This is a genomic window from uncultured Sphingosinicella sp., assembly GCF_963974575.1.
Taxonomy (GTDB): Bacteria; Pseudomonadota; Alphaproteobacteria; order Sphingomonadales; family Sphingomonadaceae; genus Sphingosinicella.
Map to the genome: position 1 here is coordinate 17,360 of NZ_CAXBBQ010000007.1, position 16,855 is coordinate 34,214.

The 16,855-nt window shown below is 66.4% G+C and carries 14 protein-coding genes; 12 read left to right on the forward strand and 2 right to left on the reverse strand.

The window, feature by feature from the left end:
- The first annotated feature begins 4 nt into the window (after positions 1-4).
- The 4 genes from AAC014_RS13530 to AAC014_RS13545 are packed head-to-tail and all read left to right on the forward strand — an operon-like array spanning position 5 to position 6,873.
- Positions 5-2,203: a TonB-dependent receptor gene (locus tag AAC014_RS13530; RefSeq protein ID WP_339709325.1), complete on the forward strand. Its 2,199-nt coding sequence runs from the start codon at positions 5-7 to the stop codon at positions 2,201-2,203.
- 25 nt (positions 2,204-2,228) lie between these two features.
- Positions 2,229-3,632 (forward strand): aldehyde dehydrogenase family protein, encoded by a 1,404-nt coding sequence (locus AAC014_RS13535; RefSeq protein WP_339709327.1) that lies wholly within the window; start codon positions 2,229-2,231, stop codon positions 3,630-3,632.
- On the forward strand, positions 3,629-5,230 hold the full coding sequence (locus AAC014_RS13540; RefSeq protein WP_339709329.1) for an AMP-binding protein: 1,602 nt from the start codon (positions 3,629-3,631) through the stop codon (positions 5,228-5,230). Before AAC014_RS13535 ends, AAC014_RS13540 begins: the two co-directional genes overlap by 4 nt.
- On the forward strand, positions 5,203-6,873 hold the full coding sequence (locus AAC014_RS13545; RefSeq protein ID WP_339709331.1) for an AMP-binding protein: 1,671 nt from the start codon (positions 5,203-5,205) through the stop codon (positions 6,871-6,873). Before AAC014_RS13540 ends, AAC014_RS13545 begins: the two co-directional genes overlap by 28 nt.
- Positions 6,874-6,876: 3 nt before the next feature.
- Here the strand turns inward: AAC014_RS13545 and AAC014_RS13550 are convergent, their stop codons facing one another.
- Complete coding sequence (locus tag AAC014_RS13550; protein WP_339709333.1) at positions 6,877-8,034, reverse strand: aminotransferase; 1,158 nt, start codon at positions 8,032-8,034, stop codon at positions 6,877-6,879.
- Between the two features lie 65 nt (positions 8,035-8,099).
- On the opposite strand from AAC014_RS13550, the gene mtnB reads away from it, so the two are divergent.
- From mtnB to AAC014_RS13590, 8 genes are all read left to right on the forward strand, one after another.
- The gene (gene mtnB, locus AAC014_RS13555; RefSeq protein ID WP_339709334.1) at positions 8,100-8,720 is read left to right on the forward strand and encodes a methylthioribulose 1-phosphate dehydratase; all 621 of its coding nucleotides are present in this window, start codon (positions 8,100-8,102) and stop codon (positions 8,718-8,720) included.
- On the forward strand, positions 8,717-9,253 hold the full coding sequence (locus AAC014_RS13560; protein WP_339709335.1) for a cupin: 537 nt from the start codon (positions 8,717-8,719) through the stop codon (positions 9,251-9,253). The genes mtnB and AAC014_RS13560 overlap by 4 nt, the downstream gene beginning before the upstream one ends.
- Positions 9,254-9,877, forward strand: a complete 624-nt coding sequence (mtnC, locus tag AAC014_RS13565) for an acireductone synthase (protein ID WP_339709337.1) — start codon at positions 9,254-9,256, stop codon at positions 9,875-9,877.
- On the forward strand, positions 9,874-10,929 hold the full coding sequence (gene mtnA / locus AAC014_RS13570; RefSeq protein ID WP_339709339.1) for an S-methyl-5-thioribose-1-phosphate isomerase: 1,056 nt from the start codon (positions 9,874-9,876) through the stop codon (positions 10,927-10,929). The genes mtnC and mtnA overlap by 4 nt, the downstream gene beginning before the upstream one ends.
- Positions 10,930-10,970: 41 nt before the next feature.
- Positions 10,971-11,288, forward strand: a complete 318-nt coding sequence (locus AAC014_RS13575; RefSeq protein WP_339709341.1) for a hypothetical protein — start codon at positions 10,971-10,973, stop codon at positions 11,286-11,288.
- Between the two features lie 72 nt (positions 11,289-11,360).
- On the forward strand, positions 11,361-12,521 hold the full coding sequence (locus tag AAC014_RS13580) for a membrane dipeptidase (protein WP_339709343.1): 1,161 nt from the start codon (positions 11,361-11,363) through the stop codon (positions 12,519-12,521).
- 21 nt (positions 12,522-12,542) lie between these two features.
- Positions 12,543-13,424, forward strand: coding sequence for a bile acid:sodium symporter family protein (locus AAC014_RS13585; RefSeq protein ID WP_339709345.1), 882 nt, complete (start codon positions 12,543-12,545; stop codon positions 13,422-13,424).
- Positions 13,421-14,404 (forward strand): ornithine cyclodeaminase family protein, encoded by a 984-nt coding sequence (locus tag AAC014_RS13590; RefSeq protein ID WP_339709347.1) that lies wholly within the window; start codon positions 13,421-13,423, stop codon positions 14,402-14,404. The genes AAC014_RS13585 and AAC014_RS13590 overlap by 4 nt, the downstream gene beginning before the upstream one ends.
- On the opposite strand, the gene hrpB is transcribed toward AAC014_RS13590, so the two are convergent.
- Positions 14,401-16,842, reverse strand: coding sequence for an ATP-dependent helicase HrpB (gene hrpB, locus AAC014_RS13595; protein ID WP_339709349.1), 2,442 nt, complete (start codon positions 16,840-16,842; stop codon positions 14,401-14,403). The genes AAC014_RS13590 and hrpB overlap by 4 nt on opposite strands.
- Between the last annotated feature and the right edge of the window lie 13 nt (positions 16,843-16,855).

The window sequence follows — 16,855 nt, forward strand, 5'->3', positions numbered from 1 at the left end:
GATTATGAAGATTAAAGGACGCGCGGCGTTTTCCGCCGCCATCGTGCCGCTGCTGCTTACGGGTACGGCGGGCATTGCCAACGCGCAGGAAACCGCGGAGGCTGCGGATACCGAAATCGTCATCACCGCCACCAAGCGCGCCGAACGGCTTCAGGACGTGCCGATTTCGGTCTCCGCGATCGGCGGCGATCAGCTTTCAAAATCGCGCGTCACGAATGCCGATGATCTCGTCACCAAGGTGGCCAACCTGCAGCTCACCAGCATCGTCGGCGACAACACACCGATCTTCGCGCTGCGCGGCGTTTCGATGTCCGATTACAGCCTCAACCAGTCGAGCCCGGTCGCGACCTATTACGACGAGGTTTACAAGGGGAACTTCGCGTTCCTCGGGGTTGCCATGTACGATCTTGAGCGCGTCGAAGTGCTGCGCGGGCCGCAGGGGACGCTTTACGGAAAGAACACCACGGGCGGCGCGGTCAATCTCATCAGCCGCGCGCCGGAACTCGGCGAGACGAGCGGATATCTCAATCTCGGCTACGGCAATTACAACCGCATGGACGCGAACGGCGCGATCAACGTGCCGATGGGCGACAAAGCGGCGGCGCGTGTCGCGTTCAGCTTCGCGCGAGCCGACGGCTGGTTCAAGAACCAGTTGCCGGGTGAGCCCGACCTTGCGGGCGTGCGCGAATATGCGGTGCGTGCCTCGGTCCTGCTGGAACCGTCGGACGGCGTGCGCTTCGTGCTGCGCGGCTCGACGAGCTATCAGAACCCGCGCAACTACGGCATCTACGCGCAGCCTGCGGAGGTGCATCGCGTCGGTCTCGGCAAGCGCGAGATCGAGGCGAACGTCACCGAACGCCGCCGCGCGCGCACCTATTCACTGGCGCTCACCGGCAACATCGACGTGTCGGATACGCTCACCGTCACCAGCATCACCTCGTGGGACAAGGGCAAGCTCTCGTTCTATGAAGATACCGACGGTACGGCGACCGAACTGCTGGAGATTCCGTATTACGACAAGGCGAACCAGTTCGCGCAGGATCTGCGTCTGACGAGTGACACGGGCGGTCCGTTCGATTTCATTCTGGGCGCCTATTACAACCGCGAGAAAGTATTCAACAGCACCACCTTCGAAATCGCGAAGGATGTCGATTCGGATGGCCTTCCCGGCGTGACCGATGCCGATTGCGCGATCGGGCTGCCGCTCGGCTGCCTGTTCGCCAACAGCTTCGACCAGGTGAAGAAGAGCATCGCGATCTACACCGACATGAATTACGATATCAGCGATTCAATCACGCTGCGCGGCGGCCTGCGCTACACGCACGATACGGGGCGACAGACCGATTTCGAATCGAACGCGCTCGGCCCGAACGGCGTGCTGGTGGTGAACCTGATCCCGCCGTCGGACCTGAAATACAGCACCGACAATATTTCGGGAAAGATCGGTCTCGACTACAAGCTCGCTGACGGCAATCTTCTCTATGCGCATTTCAGCCGGGGCTACCGGGCGAGCAGCTTCAATGCGCAGGCGTTCTTCGATCCGTCCGAGCTTTCGATCGCGAAGCCGGAGAAGGTGAACGCTTACGAGATTGGTGCCAAGACGCAGTTCGCGGGCCGCTCTGTGACGCTCAATCTCGCCGGTTTCTATTACGACTATCGCAATCAGCAGTTCATCAACGTCGATCCGGTGACCGCGGCGCAGACGCTGCTCAATATCAATAAATCGCGGATCATGGGCGGCGAGGCCGAACTCAGCGTTCGGGCGAGCGACATGCTGTCACTCCGCGCCGGAGTCGGCCTCCTCGATTCCAAGATCAAGAAGGGTACGGTGAGCGGCGTCGACGTCTCGGGCAACGAGCTGTCGAACGCGCCGTCGCTGACCTTCAACGGCGGCGTCGATCTCACGGTGATGGATTCGGATACCGGCAAGCTCAGTCTGCACGGCGACGTGAGCTATTCGTCGAGCCAGTATTTCGAAGTGCTGAACGTGCCGCGGCTGCAGCAGGGCAGCTATGCGATCCTGGGCGCGCATATCGACTACGAAACCGCGGACGGGCGCTGGAACGCGTCGATCTGGGGCAAGAACCTCGGCAACAAGTTCTACTTCACCTCGCGTGTGGATCTGCTCGCGGGCTTCGGGTTCGATTACAACCATATTTCCGCGCCGCGTACGTACGGTGTAACGGTTGGGTACAAGTTCTAAAGACGACACTGGGGAAGGATCGGTTATGGACGACTATCGGCTGCTGATCGGCGGCGCGCTGGTGCCGGGCGATATGACAATGGATGTCATCAACCCGGCGACGGAAGAGGTGCTCGCCGTGTGTCCGCGTGGATCGGAAGCCCAGCTCGATGCTGCGGTTGCCGCCGCGAAGGCTGCCTTCCCCGCATGGTCGCGGCGTTCCATGCAGGACCGCCGCGATCTCCTTTTGAAACTCGCCGACGCCATTGAAGCGAAGACGGACAGCTTCGCCCGGCTGCTGACGCAGGAGCAGGGTAAGCCGCTTTCCGAATCGACGGCGGAGATCGCCTACACGGCAGCGTTCATGCGTTACCTCGCGTCACTGGAACTCAGCGATCGCATCCTTGAGGATAATGACAACCGCCGTGTCGAGATGCGGCGGCGGCCGCTCGGCGTGGTCGGCGCGATCATCCCGTGGAACTTCCCGGTGCTGATCGTGGCGTTCAAGATGCCGGTGGCGCTGCTCGCGGGCAACACGATCATCCTCAAGCCCGCACCGACGACGCCGCTGACGACTTTGAAGCTTGGCGAGCTTTGTGCAGAGATTTTCCCGGCGGGCGTCATCAATATCATCACCGATCAGAATGACCTCGGCGGCAAGCTGACGACGCACCCGGATGTCGCGAAGATCTCGTTCACCGGCTCGACCGAGACGGGCAAGAAGGTGATGGCGAGCGCGGCGTCCACGATCAAGCGCATCACGCTCGAACTCGGCGGCAACGACGCGGCGATCGTGTTGGCCGACGCCGATCCGAAGGCGATCGCGCCCGGCATCTTCGGTGCCGCGATGATGAATGCGGGGCAGGTGTGTCTCGCAGTGAAGCGCGTCTATGCGCATTCTTCAATCTATGAGGAATTGTGCGCGGAACTTGCGCGGCTGGCGGACGAGGCAATCGTTGACGACGGGCTCGCGCAGGGCGCGCAGATCGGGCCGCTGCAGAACAAGATGCAGTACGAGAAGGTGAAGGGCTTCCTGGATGATGCGCGCGCCGCCGGCACGATCATCGCGGGCGGCGATGTCGTCGATCGGCCCGGCTATTTCATCCGGCCGACGATCGTGCGCGACGTGACGGACGGTACGCGCATCGTTGACGAGGAACAGTTCGGACCCGTGCTGCCGGTGATCCGCTACGACGATGCGGAAGATGCGCTCGCGCGCGCAAACGCCTCGCCGTGGGGGCTTGGCGGATCGGTGTGGGGCAAGGACCGCGACACCGCCTACGACATCGCGACGCGCATGGATTCGGGCACGGTGTGGATCAACAAGCATCTCGATTTCGGGCCGAACATTCCCTTCGGCGGCGCCAAGCAATCCGGTATCGGCGTCGAATTTGCCGAAGAAGGCCTGCACGAATTCACGCAGGTGCAGATCATCAACGAAGCGCGATGACGGAGCAGTCTTTCGAATGGAATCCGCCCGCGCGAACCAATTTCGCGCGGGATCGGATGCAGACGCTTGCGCGTGAGCGCGGGCAGGATCGTGCACTGCTGTGGGTCGATGCGGGCGGGCGTGTGGAGGACATCAGCTTCGCCGCGCTCGACGAACGGGCGGCGAAGGCTGCCGCCGTTCTGAAGGACGCAGGCGTGCAGCGCGGCGATACGGTGCTGATCCTGCTGGCGCGCGAACTGGAGTGGTGGGAGCTGATGCTCGGTTGCCTGCGGCTCGGCGCCATCGCCTCGCCCGGCACCGTGCAGCTGATGCCCAAGGACATCGCCTATCGCCGTGCAGCGGCAAAGGCCGTGTGCGTCGTTGCGGGGGCGGATATCGCGGACCGCGTGGATGCCGCGCTTGGTGACGACAAAATCGCGAAGCTGCATATCGGCGGGCCGCGTTCGGGCTGGGGCGATTATTCGGCGCTTGCGGCGAAGGCGGCGCCGCTTGCTGAGATCGCCGACACCGCGTTCGACGATCCGGCGCTCTGCTATTTCACCAGCGGCACCACGGGCAATCCCAAGATGACGATCCACGGCGCGGGCTATCCGCTCGCGCACGAGATCACGGCGCGCACCTGGCTTGATCTCGGCCCCGGCGACCTGATGTGGAACGTCTCCGACACGGGCTGGGCGAAGGCGGCGTGGTCCAGCCTGTTTGCGCCATGGATGATGGGCGCGGGAATCTTCGCCTATCACGCGCCGGGCTTCGATGCGGAGGCGGTGCTTGGCCTCCTCGGCAAAAATCCGGTGACGACGCTGTGCGCGCCGCCCACCGCGTACCGCATGTTCGTGCGCTCCGATCTCGGTACGCGGCGGTTCGAGACGCTGCGGCGCTGTGTGAGCGCGGGCGAGCCGCTCAATCCCGAAGTGATCGACCTGTGGCGCGCGGCCACCGGTCTTTCGATCCACGACGGCTATGGCCAGACCGAGACGGTGATGCTGTGCTGTAACCGCGCGGGCGCGGAGCGGCAGGGCGCGATGGGCAAGCCCGCGCCCGGCATCGACCTTGCCGTGATCGGCGAAACGGGCGAGCGCCTGCCCCCGGGCGAGGAAGGCGACATCGCGCTGCGCGTGGCGGAAGGGCGCCCGCCAGGGCTGTTTTTGGGCTACCGCGACGATGACGAGCGCACGGCGAGCGTGTTCCGGGACGGCTGGTATCTGACCGGCGACCGTGCCTTCGTGGACGAAGACGGTTTCTTCTGGTTCGTCGGCCGCGCCGACGATGTGATCCTTTCGGCCGGATACCGGATCGGGCCCTTTGAGGTGGAAAGCGCACTCTTCGAGCATCCGGCGGTCGCCGAGAGCGCGGTCGTGGCCAGCCCCGACCCAACGCGCGGCGAGGTGGTGAAGGCGTTCGTGGTGCTCGCCGCCGGGCACGCCGCTTCGGATGCGCTCGTCGAGGAATTGCAAAGCCATGTGAAATCCACGACAGCGCCCTATAAGTATCCGCGCAAGATCGAATTCGTCGCGACGCTGCCGAAGACAGTGAGCGGCAAGATTCGGCGCAAGGAATTGAGGGAGCAGGAATGGTCCGGGGAGAATCGCAAGAGCTGAGCCACGTCGTTGGGGCAAGCGAACCGCCGCTGATCGAGAAGACGATCGGCGCGATGCTGGCCGAGGCGGCGGCGCGCGATCCAGACGGCGAGGCGCTCGTCGTTCGCCATCAGGGCGTGCGGCTGACGTGGGCGGAGCTGAAGCGGCGCAGCGACGCGGTGGCGTGTGGGCTGCTGGCGGCTGGCGTGCGGCCCGGCGACCGTGTCGGCATCTGGGCGCCGAACTGTGCGGAATGGACGATCCTGCAATTCGCGACCGCGACGGCGGGCATGATCCTCGTGACGATCAATCCCGCATACCGGACGAGCGAGGTCGAATACGCGCTGAAGAAGGTGGGATGCCGCGCGCTGGTGACGGCGGTGCGGCACAAGACGAGCGACTATGTTTCCATGCTGCGCGAGGTGATGCCGGAGCTTGCAGCGGCGACGCCCGGCACGCTGCGCGCGCGGGCGCTGCCGGATTTGCGCCTCGTCGCCACGATCGGCGAGGAAGCGCACGCGGGCTGCCTGCGCTTCGGCGATCTGGAGGGCGGGGTGGACGCGGCGCAGCTCGCCGCGATCCCCATCGATGCGCACGATGCCGTGAACATCCAGTTCACCAGCGGCACCACGGGCTTCCCCAAGGGCGCGACGCTGACGCACAGGAACATCCTAAACAACGGCTATTTTGTCGGCGCGGGCATCGGGCTTTCGAAGGCCGACAAGGTGTGTATTCCCGTGCCGCTCTATCACTGCTTCGGCATGGTGATGGGGAACCTCGCCTGCCTGACGCACGGCGCCACGATGGTCTATCCGGCGGAGGCCTTCGATCCGCTCGCGGTGCTGGAAACGGTGGCGGCGGAGCGGTGCACGGCGCTGTACGGCGTGCCCACCATGTTCATCGCCGTGCTCGGACGGCCGGAGTTCGACAGCTTCGACGTGTCGTCGCTGCGCACCGGCATCATGGCGGGTTCGCCGTGCCCGATCGCGACGATGCGCGAGGTGATCGACCGGCTGGGGATGCATCAGGTGACGATCGCCTACGGCATGACCGAAACGAGCCCGGTGAGCTTCCAGAGCGCGATGGACGATCCGATCGAGGAGCGCGTCTCCACGGTGGGCCGCGTGCAGCCGCACCTTGCGGTGAAGATCGTCGGGCCGGACGGTGAGACGCTGCCGCGCGGTGAGCCGGGCGAGCTTTGCACGCGCGGCTATTCGGTGATGCAGGGTTACTGGGACGATGCCGCGCGCACCGCCGAAGCGTTGGACGAAGACGGCTGGATGCACACCGGCGACATCGCGACGATCGACGCCAAGGGCTATTGCCGGATTACCGGCCGTATCAAGGACCTGGTGATCCGCGGCGGCGAGAATATCTACCCGCGCGAGGTCGAGGAGTTCCTGCTGACGCACCCGCACATCGCCGACGCGCAGGTGATCGGCGTGCCCGACGAGCGCTACGGCGAGGAGCTTTGCGCGTGGGTGATGACGCGCGGTGGCGCGGCGCTTTCCGAGGAGGAGGTGCGCGATCACTGCCGCGGCCGCATCGCGCACTACAAGGTACCGCGCTATGTGCGGATCGTCGAAACCTTCCCGATGACGGTGACGGGCAAGGTGCAGAAGTTCGTGATGCGCGAGACGATGATCGCCGAACTGAGGGGGTAAGTCTCAGCCGAACAGCTTCCGCGCCTTCGCCATGCGTTCGAGCGCGGCGTCGATCGTCGCGTCGGTTTTGGCGAAGCAGAATCGGACCACCGATGTGACGGGCGCTTCCGCGTAGAACGCCGAGACGGGAATCGCGACGACATCGCCCTCGCGCGCCAGCCGGTCGCAGAACGCCACGTCATCGAGCGCGATGCCCGAGGCGGCGAGATCGACCGACAGGAAATACGTGCCCGCGCTTGGCAGCGTCTTCCAGCCCGCCGCTTCGAGGCCGCTTGCCAGACGGTCGCGCGAGCGGGCGAAATCGCCGCGCATCGTGGTGAAATAATCGTCGGTCTTGCCGAGGCCGTAAGCGATCGCCGCCTGCAGGTTCGGGGGCGTCGTGAAGGTGAGGAACTGGTGCGCGCGGGCGAGCACTTGGCTGAGCCTGGGCGCGGCACACATCCAGCCGACCTTCCAGCCGGTGAGCGAGAAGATCTTGCCGCCAGAGCCGATCTTCACGGTGCGTTCGCGCGTTCCCGGCTGCGCCATGATGGGCGAATGGGCGCGGCCATCGAACACGACGTGCTCCCACACCTCGTCGCTGATGACGACGGCGTCGTGCGCGACCACGAAACGCGCGAGGAGGGCGAGTTCTTCGTCCGAGAACATCGTCGCGGTGGGATTGAGCGGGTTGTTGAGGAGGACGATGCGCGTGCGCGGGGTGAAGGCCTCCGCGAGTGCCGTTTCGGTCAGCCGCCATTGCGGCGGTTCGAGGCGGATCAGCTTCGGGACGCCGCCTGCCTGGCGCACCATCGGCAGATAGGCATCGTACATCGGCTGGATCATCAGCACCTCGTCGCCCGGGCTGACGAGCGCCATGATCGACGCGGCAAGCGCCTCGGTCGCGCCGGAGGTGACGGTGATTTCGGTCTGCCAATCGAGATCGATGGCCTGATGGCGGCGGTAGTGATCGGCAACCGCCTGCCGCAGCTCCGGGATGCCCGGCATCGGCGGATACTGGTTGTAGCCTTCGGTGAGCGCGCGGGCGCCCGCTTCAAGCACGTCGCGCGGCCAGCCTGCGTCAGGGAAGCCCTGCCCGAGGTTGATGGCGCCCGTTTCACGGGCAAGCGCGGACATCTTCTCGAAGATGGTGGTCGGCAGGTTGGCGTAGAGCGGATTCATGGAGATGTTTCATAGGTGAGCGGAAACCGCTTCGCCAGCACCGCCGTGATGGTTAAGAAAACATCATGGTTGCAAGCACATTCGCCGAGGCCGCGGAGGCCATTGTCGCCGTCGGGCGCGCATTCGACGCGCGCGGCTGGGCGCCTGCGACGAGCGGGAACTATTCGGTGCGGCTTGAGGACGGCAGCTTTGCGGTGACCGTTTCCGGGTGGCACAAGGGGCGGCTGACGCTGGACGGCGTGATGCGCGTCGATGCGGAGGGCGCATCGCTCGACGGCAAGCGGCCAAGCGCGGAGACGGCGCTGCATTTGTCGCTCTACCGCCGCTTCGCGGAGGTGGGTGCGGTGCTGCACAGCCATTCGCCGCAAGCGGTCGCGCTGTCGCGGGTGCTCGGCGGGAACTGGACGATCCGGGGCCATGAGTTGGCGAAGGCGTTTCCGGGTGTGACCACGCACGCGGTGGACGTCATGCTCCCGATCGTTGAAAACAGCCAGGACATGCGCGACATCGAGGCTGCGATTGCGCCGTTTCTCGCCGTGGACACGCCGCCGCCCGCTTACCTTATTCGCGGGCACGGGCTCTACGGCTGGGGCCGCGACATCGCAGAGGCGGAGCGGGTGATCGAAGCGGCGGAATGGCTCGCCGCGTGCGAGGTCGCCGAACGCAGCATGAGGAGGGACGCATGAGTCATCTTGCCGTTTATGCGGAGGACGCGCCCGAGCGCCCGCTTCTGGAAACCGCCGATCCCGACGAAATCGCGAAGACACTGGATGCGATCGGCGTGCGCTTCGAGCGCTGGCCGACGCGGGATGCCGGTGACGATACGCTCGCGGCCTATGCCGAGGAGATCGAGAGGCTGAAGGCGATCGGCGGCTATCAGGCCGTGGACGTGGCAAGCATGGTGCCCGACCATCCCGAACGCGCGGTGTTTCGGCAAAAATTCCTTTCGGAGCACCGCCACATGGAGGACGAGGTGCGCTTCTTCGTGGATGGTGAAGGCCTGTTCACGCTCCACGAGGACGGGCGCGTGTTCAACATGCTGTGCACGAAGGGCGATCTCATCGCCGTGCCCGCCGGAATGCGGCACTGGTTCGACATGGGGCCGACCCCGCGCTTCACGGCGATACGGTTGTTCATCGAGCCCGAAGGCTGGGTGGCGCACTTCACCGGCGACGATATCGCCGACCGCTTCCCGCGCCACGAGCCGGCGCTCGCCTGAATGGTGAAAGCGGTCCTCACCGACATCGAAGGCACGACGAGCAGCATCGCTTTCGTGACCGACACGCTGTTCCCCTATGCGCGGGCACGGCTGGCGGGCTGGATCGCGGCGCACGCCGACGAGGCCGCACCGATCCTGAAGGACGTGCCGGGCGACCCCGTGGAGACGCTGACGCGATGGATCGACGAGGATCGCAAGGAGACCGCGCTCAAGACGCTGCAGGGGCTGATCTGGGCGGAAGGCTATGCGGACGGTACGCTGAAGGGGCACGTCTATCCCGACGCCGCCGAGGCGCTGCGGCGCTGGCACGCTGAGGGGATCGGGCTCTATGTCTATTCGTCGGGATCGGTGGCGGCGCAGAAGCTGATCTTCGGGTACAGCAACGCGGGCGACCTGACGCCGCTGTTTTCCGGCTACTTCGACACCACGAGCGGGCCGAAGAAAGAGGCTGCGTCGTACCGGCGCATCGCTGCCGACATCGGGCTTTCAGTGCAGGATATCCTTTTCCTTTCCGACAGCGTGGCGGAAATCGACGCGGCGCGTGAGGCGGGCCTGAAAACCTGCCTCGTCGACCGGGAAACAGGCGCTGGCGATGTGGCTTCGTTCGCGGAGATTGTACTGTGAGGCTGGAGGGCGAACACTGCCGTTCGATCGCGCGCACCGCGGACGGCAAGGGCGCACGCATCCTCGATCAGCGCCGCCTGCCGTGGGAGGTCGTGTGGGTGGAGCTGCGCTCCGCCGCCGATGCGCAGCGCGCCATTCGCGAAATGTGGACGCGTGGGGCACCGCTGATCGGTGCGACGGCTGCCTATGGTTTCGCGATGGCGCTTGCCGAAGACGGGTCTGATGCGGCGCTGGACGCGGCTTACCACTTGCTTGCTGAAGCGCGGCCTACGGCGGTGAATTTGCGCTGGGCGCTCGATGAGGTGGCGAAGGCGGTGCGCCCGCTTCCGTCGGCGATGCGTGGTGAGGCAGCGTTCGCGCGCGCCGACGCGATGTGCGACGAGGATGTGGCGCTCAACCGGGCGATCGGTACGCACGGGCTCCAATTGCTGCGCGATCTCCATGCGCGGAATCCCGGCCGGACGCTCAATATCCTGACGCACTGCAATCCGGGCTGGCTCGCCACCGTGGACTACGGCACCGCGACCGCGCCGATCTATCTGGCGCAGGACGAAGGGCTGCCGGTGCATGTGTGGGTGGATGAGACGCGGCCGCGCAACCAGGGCGCGCTGCTCACCGCGTTCGAACTTGCCGGGCACGGCGTGCCGCACACGGTGATCGCCGACAATACGGGCGGACTTCTGATGCAGCGCGGCGAGGTCGATCTGGTCGTGGTCGGCACCGACCGCGTCACCGCGAACGGCGACGTGTGCAACAAGATCGGTACCTACCTGAAGGCGCTCGCCGCGCACGACAACGGTGTGCCGTTTTACGTGGCGCTGCCATACACAACGTTCGACCCTGCGACGCCCACCGGGGCGGACGTGCCCATCGAGGAGCGCGATCCCGACGAGCTTGCACTGCTGACCGGGCCCGGTGCGACCGGGCAGACGACCGTACGGGTAACGGCTTCGCCGGCCTACAACCCGGCGTTCGACGTGACGCCCGCACGCCTTGTCACAGGCTTTATCACCGAACGGGGGCTGATCGCTCCGAGCGCACTTTCGTCCTGACGCATCTGAGGGAACGCCTTCTGCAGGAGAGCGTTTTCACATTGAGCATCCGCGAATGGAGGACCAGTGCCATGTATGGAACAGCAGTGCGCGAAAACGCGCGAAACAATGCAGGGCTGATCGGGATTGCCGCGGGCCTCGGCGCCGCAGCGGCCTTCGCCGGTTGGAAGTTGCTGCGCGGCAGGAAATCGTCCGAGAGCGCGCCCGCCTTTGCGAAGGGAGAGGCCGAACCGGAAAACACGAATCCGACGCGTTCAGCCGGCCATGAGTCTATGCGCGACAAACCCACTGACAAATGGGACAAGGTCGATCAGGCGGTCGACGAGTCCTTCCCGGCGAGTGACCCGCCCGCTTATTGATTGATCTCGTAACGCTTTACGCGTTGTGTTCGCCATGCTCTATCGGCGGCGGGCGCAACGCGGGAGCGGGGAATGGTTTCAAGTTTCAACCGGCGTGAATTGCTCGCGGTCGGTAGCGCGGGCGCTGCACTCTTCGCGGCCGGCCCGATCTTTGCGGCGGAAAAGGGGGTGCGCTCCAACACCATCGTGGTGAATGCGCTTGGCGGCCTTTACAATCCGAATGTCGAACCAGCGGAGAAAACCGAAGCCTCCGGATGGACATCCACCGATGCCGTGATCGATCGGCGCGTGATCGTTGATGCGCGCGCCTCCGGCCTCACCGCTGTCAATCTCACCCTTGGGCATGTGTTCGGCCCGAAGGAGCCTTTCGAGCAGACGGTGCGCGAGATCGCGCACTGGGACGCGGTGGCGCGCCGCTATCCGAACGATCTCCTGAAGATCGAAAGTGCGGACGACATTCTGCGCGCCAAACGCGAAAACCGCATCGGGCTCATCTACGGTTTCCAGAACACGACGATGCTGGGCAGCGATGCGAGCCGCGCCGACGTGTTTGCCGATCTCGGCGTCAGGATCATTCAGCTTACCTATAATCCGGCAAATGCAGTGGGCGACGGCTCCATGGCGCCGGAAAACCGGGGGCTGACGCCATTCGGGCGCGAGGTCGTGGAGCGGTTGAATGCGAACCGCGTGATGGTCGATCTGTCGCACAGCGGGGAAAGAACCTGCCTCGAAGCCGCGCGTGTTTCGAAGCAGCCGATTTCGATCAACCACACGGGATGCCGTGCGCTCACCGACATGCCGCGCAACAAGACCGATGCGGAGCTTCGTCTGGTCGCGGAACGGGGCGGGTTCGTTGGCATCTATTTCATGCCGTTCCTCAATCCGACGAGCAAGGCGACCGCCGATGATGTGGTGGCGCATATCGAGCACGCTGTGAATGTGTGCGGCGAGGACCATGTCGGCATCGGCACCGATGGCGGCATCACCATGATCGACGATCTGGGTGCCTACAAGGCGAAAATCGCAAAGGAAATCGCAGACCGGCGCGCGGCGGGCATCGGCGCGAAGGGAGAGAACCCCGACACGCTGCCCTTCGTGATCGACCTGCGCGGACCTTCGCAGTTCCACGATCTCGCGGACCGCCTGCGGCGGCGCGGACATTCAGAAGCCCGCATCGAGAAGATCCTCGGCGCGAATTTCGTCGCCTATGCAAAGCGCGTGTGGGGCGCATAGAGAGACGCCGGGGGAAATTCCATGTCTGACGCGATGATCGCTTTCATCAACACGACCTTCGTGCCCGTGGGGTTGATGCTCATCATGTTCAGCATGGGGCTGACCTTGCGGCTCGGCGATTTCGGGCAGGTGTTCCGGGATGGCCGCGCGCCGCTTGCCGGGCTCGCCGGCCAGCTTCTGGCAATGCCGCTGCTCGGCCTTGCCATCGGAATCCTGTTTGGCCTGCCGCCGGAACTGGCGCTCGGCGTCTTCATTCTCGGCATCTGCCCGGCGGGCACGACATCCAACGCGCTGACCTTCATTGCGCGCGGAAACGTGGCGCTGGCGGTCGTGCTGACGGCGTTGTCGAGCATCGTGACCGTATTTTCGATTCCCGTGTTGCTGCAATGGGGGCTGCGCCACTTCGGGCTCGAGGGCACCGTGCCCGCGCTTTCCGTGGTGGACACGATGCTGCAGCTGGCGCGGATCACGGTGCTGCCCGTGGCCGTCGGGATGCTCGTTTGCCGGTTTGCGCCGGCCGCCGCGCGGAAGATGAGCGGCTGGCTGCGGCCCGTTTCGATGATCGTGCTGTTCGGCGTTATTGCCTTTGCCGTCGGTGTCAGCGCCGAGATGGTGCTCGCGAACCTGCTGAGCGCCGGCCCCGCCGTCTGGACGATGAACATCGCCGCGATGGCGGTGGGTCTTGGCATCGGCCGTGCGTGCGGCGTCGGTAGCCGGGATGCCATGACGCTGGCCATCGAGGTCGGCGTGCAAAACGTAACGCTCGCCACCTTCCTCACCCTCACTGTGCTCGGCAGCCTGCCGCTTGCCGTCACCCAGAATATCTACGGAGTCGCCATGATCCTGAACGCTGTGCTTCTCGTCCGCTGGTTTCGCGTGCGTCTCGCCGGAGACGCCGCATGAGCGCGCCGCTGATGATCGTCGGCGCCGCCGACACCGAGCGCCTGCTCGGCTATGAAGACTGCATCCGGCTGGTGCGCGAGGCGATGGCGGCGCTTTCGCGGGGCGAGACGCGGCAGCCGCTCCGCAACATCGTTGACCTCGATGGCGGAAACGCCTTCGGCGTGATGCCGGGCGCAATGCTGGGCGGCACGTTCGGCGCCAAGATCGTGAGCGTCTATCCGGGCAATTTTGCGCTCGGCAAGCACTCGCACCAAGGCATCGTCGTGCTGTTCGAGCCCGATGGCGGCGCGCCGGTCGCGATCATCGACGGCAGTATCGTCACGGCGATCCGCACGGCGGCTGCGTCTGCTGCGGCAACCGATGCGCTTGCGCGGCCGGGCCCGTCGCGGCTCGCGATTCTCGGGTACGGCGAGCAGGCATGGCGGCACGCCGCGGCGGTGCGCTGCGTGCGGCCGATCACCGGTGTCAGCGTGTGGGGGCGCTCCGCGGAGCAGGCGGATCGGTTCGCGCTGCGCGTGCGGGAGACGCTTGGCCTTGATGCGCAGGCGGCGCCCGATGTGGCGAGCGCCGTTCGCGATGCGGACATCATCTGCACGACGACGGCGGCGGCTGAGCCAATCCTTGCGCTTGCCGATGTGAAGCCGGGCACGCACATCAACGTCGTCGGATCGAGCCGCGCCGGGCCGGCCGAGATCGCGAACGACCTCGTCGCGGCGTCGCGCTTCATCGCCGACTACCGGCCGGGCGTGCTCGCGCAGGGCGCCGAGTTCCTGAACGCGAAGGCGGCGGGCGTTGTGGACGATGCGCATGTCGTCGGCGAAATCGGCGAGGTGTTCGGCGGGACGCTCGCGGGACGTACAGGCGGCGATGAAATCACGATCTACAAGTCGCTTGGCCACATCGTGCAGGATCTCGTGGCGGGCTGGCACGTCTTCGAGCAGGCGAAAAAGCTCGGCCTCGGGACCACGGCGGCGCTCTAGCGGGCGTCTGCGCGCTTGGTGCGGAGCGTCGGCGCGGCGGCGGCCGGGTCGTCCGGCCACGGGTGCCGGGGATAGCGTCCGCGCATTTCCTTGGCGACCGCCGCCCAGCTTCCCGACCAGAAACCGGGCAGGTCTTTCGTCGTCTGGATCGGGCGGCCTGCGGGTGAGGTGAGGCGCAGCACGAGCGGTACGGTCCCCGCGATCACGGGGTGCGCGGCGAGGCCGAAGAGCGCCTGCACGCGAAGTTCGACCGCCGGGCCACCTTCCGCCGCATAGTCGATGGCGTGGTGGCTGCCGAGCGGTGAGACGAAGGCTTCGGGGGCGAGGCGGTCGACGGCGGTCTTGCCGGCCCAGCCGAGGCGGGCCTCCAGCATGTGGGTGAGCGCGGACACGCTGACGGCGGCGAGTGCGCGTTTGCCTTCGAGGAGCAGCGGGAGCCAGTCGTCGATGTCCGCGGCAAGCGCGTCGTCGCTGATGTCCGCGATCGAAGGATCGACGCGGCGCGCGAACGTTGTGCGGCGTTGCAGTGCGCGAGCATGCTCCGAAAAGGGCAATGCCGCGACGCCGGCCTTGCGCGCGGCGTCCAGAAGCGCGGCGGTGACGGCGGCGGGATCGGGGCTGTCGTCCTGCCCGGACGACAAAGCGAGGCTGCCGAGGCGGCGGTCGCGCGTCGCGAGGATGCCGCCCGCGCCGTCGGCGCGGACGCGGCGGACGGTTTCGATGCGGTCCGCGAACAGCGATTCGATGAGATCGGGCGCAATGGCGGACGCGGCGAGGATGCGGGCACCCGAGGCCGCGCCCTGCACGTCGGCGATGGCGAGGTAGGTCTGCGCGGCAAGCGGCGAGGCTGGATCGAGCCGGAATCCGCGCCCGCCGGACGAGGCCCAGTCCTCGCCGCTGCTGCCGCGCCGCTTCGCGATGCGGTCGGGGAAGGCGAGCGCGATGCACGCGGCGACGGGGCCTTCACTGTCCTTGGCGCCGTCACCCCCCGCCATGCGCTGCCAGCGTCCGGCAAGGCCGCGTGCAGCGTCGGCGCGGGTGCCGCGCTCGCGGCGCCAGCGGGCAAGGCGGTTTTCGATATCCACATCGTTCCCGCCGAGACCGCGCTCCGACAGAAGTACCGCAACCTCGGCAGCGGTCTTGCCCCAGCCGCGCTGGGCGGCGGCGAGCATCATGTGTGCGAGGCGCGGGGGCAGCGGCAGTTCGGCGATGCGGCGGCCGTGCGGTGTCGGGCGGTTCTCCGTGTCGAGCGCGTCCAGCAGTCGCAGGCGTTCGCGGGCTTCGGCAACGGCTGCTGCGGGCGGAGGGTCGAGCCACCGCAGCGATGCCGGATCGGCGGCGCCCCAGATCGCGCAGTCGAGAACGAGCGCGGAGAGATCGGCTTCGAGGATTTCGGGCGGGTCGAACGCCGGCATTCCCGCCGTCGCAGCCTCTTCCCACAGACGGTAGCACACGCCCGGCGCCTGTCGCGCGGCGCGGCCCGCGCGCTGCGTGACGGCGGCCTGGCTGGCACGTTCGGTGACGAGGCGCGTCATGCCGCCGCCGCGATCGTAGCGGGCGCGGCGGGCGAGCCCCGAATCGACGACGATACGGACGCCGTCGATGGTGAGGCTGGTTTCGGCGATGCTGGTTGCGAGCACCACCTTGCGTGACCCCGCGCCCTTGCGGATCGCGGCGCGCTGCGCGGCGGGATCGAGGCTGCCGTGCAGGCGGTGGAGCGTGATGCCGGGGAGCCCCTCCAGCCGCTCGGCGGTGCGCACGATCTCCGCGACACCGGGCAGGAAGGCGAGGAGGTCGCCGTCCGCCTCCGCGAGCGCGCGGCGAATGGCCGGGGCCATCGCATCCTCGATGCGCTGCTCGGCGCTGCGGCCGAGATAGCGGATATCGAGCGCATGGCTGCGGCCTTCGCTTTCGATGACGGGGGCGCCGTCCAGCAGTTTAGAAAAGCGCGCGCCGTCGAGCGTTGCCGACATGGGCAGGATGCGAAGGTCGGGGCGAAGCGCGCCCTGTGCGTCGAGCGCGAGCGCGAGGCCGAAATCGCTATCGAGGCTGCGCTCGTGGATTTCGTCGAACAGCACGGCGGAGATGCCCGCGAGTTCGGGATCGGCCTGGATGCGGTTGCGGAAGATACCCTCGGTGAGAACGAGGATGCGCGTGTCCTTGCCGTGCTTGCTGTCGAGCCGTGTTGCATAGCCGATCGTCTTGCCGACGGGTTCGCCCGCGACCTCCGCCATGCGTTCGGCGGCGGCGCGCGCGGCGAGACGGCGCGGGGAGAGCAGGAAAATCTGACCCGTGCACCACGGCTCGCCGATAAGCGCGGGCGCCACTGCCGTGGTCTTGCCCGCGCCCGGCGGCGCGACGAGCACAGCGGACGCACGCGCACGCAGTGCCGCGAGCAGTGCGGGGAGAACGGCGTGGATGGGCAGGCTGTCGCTCACGCCTGCCCTTTAA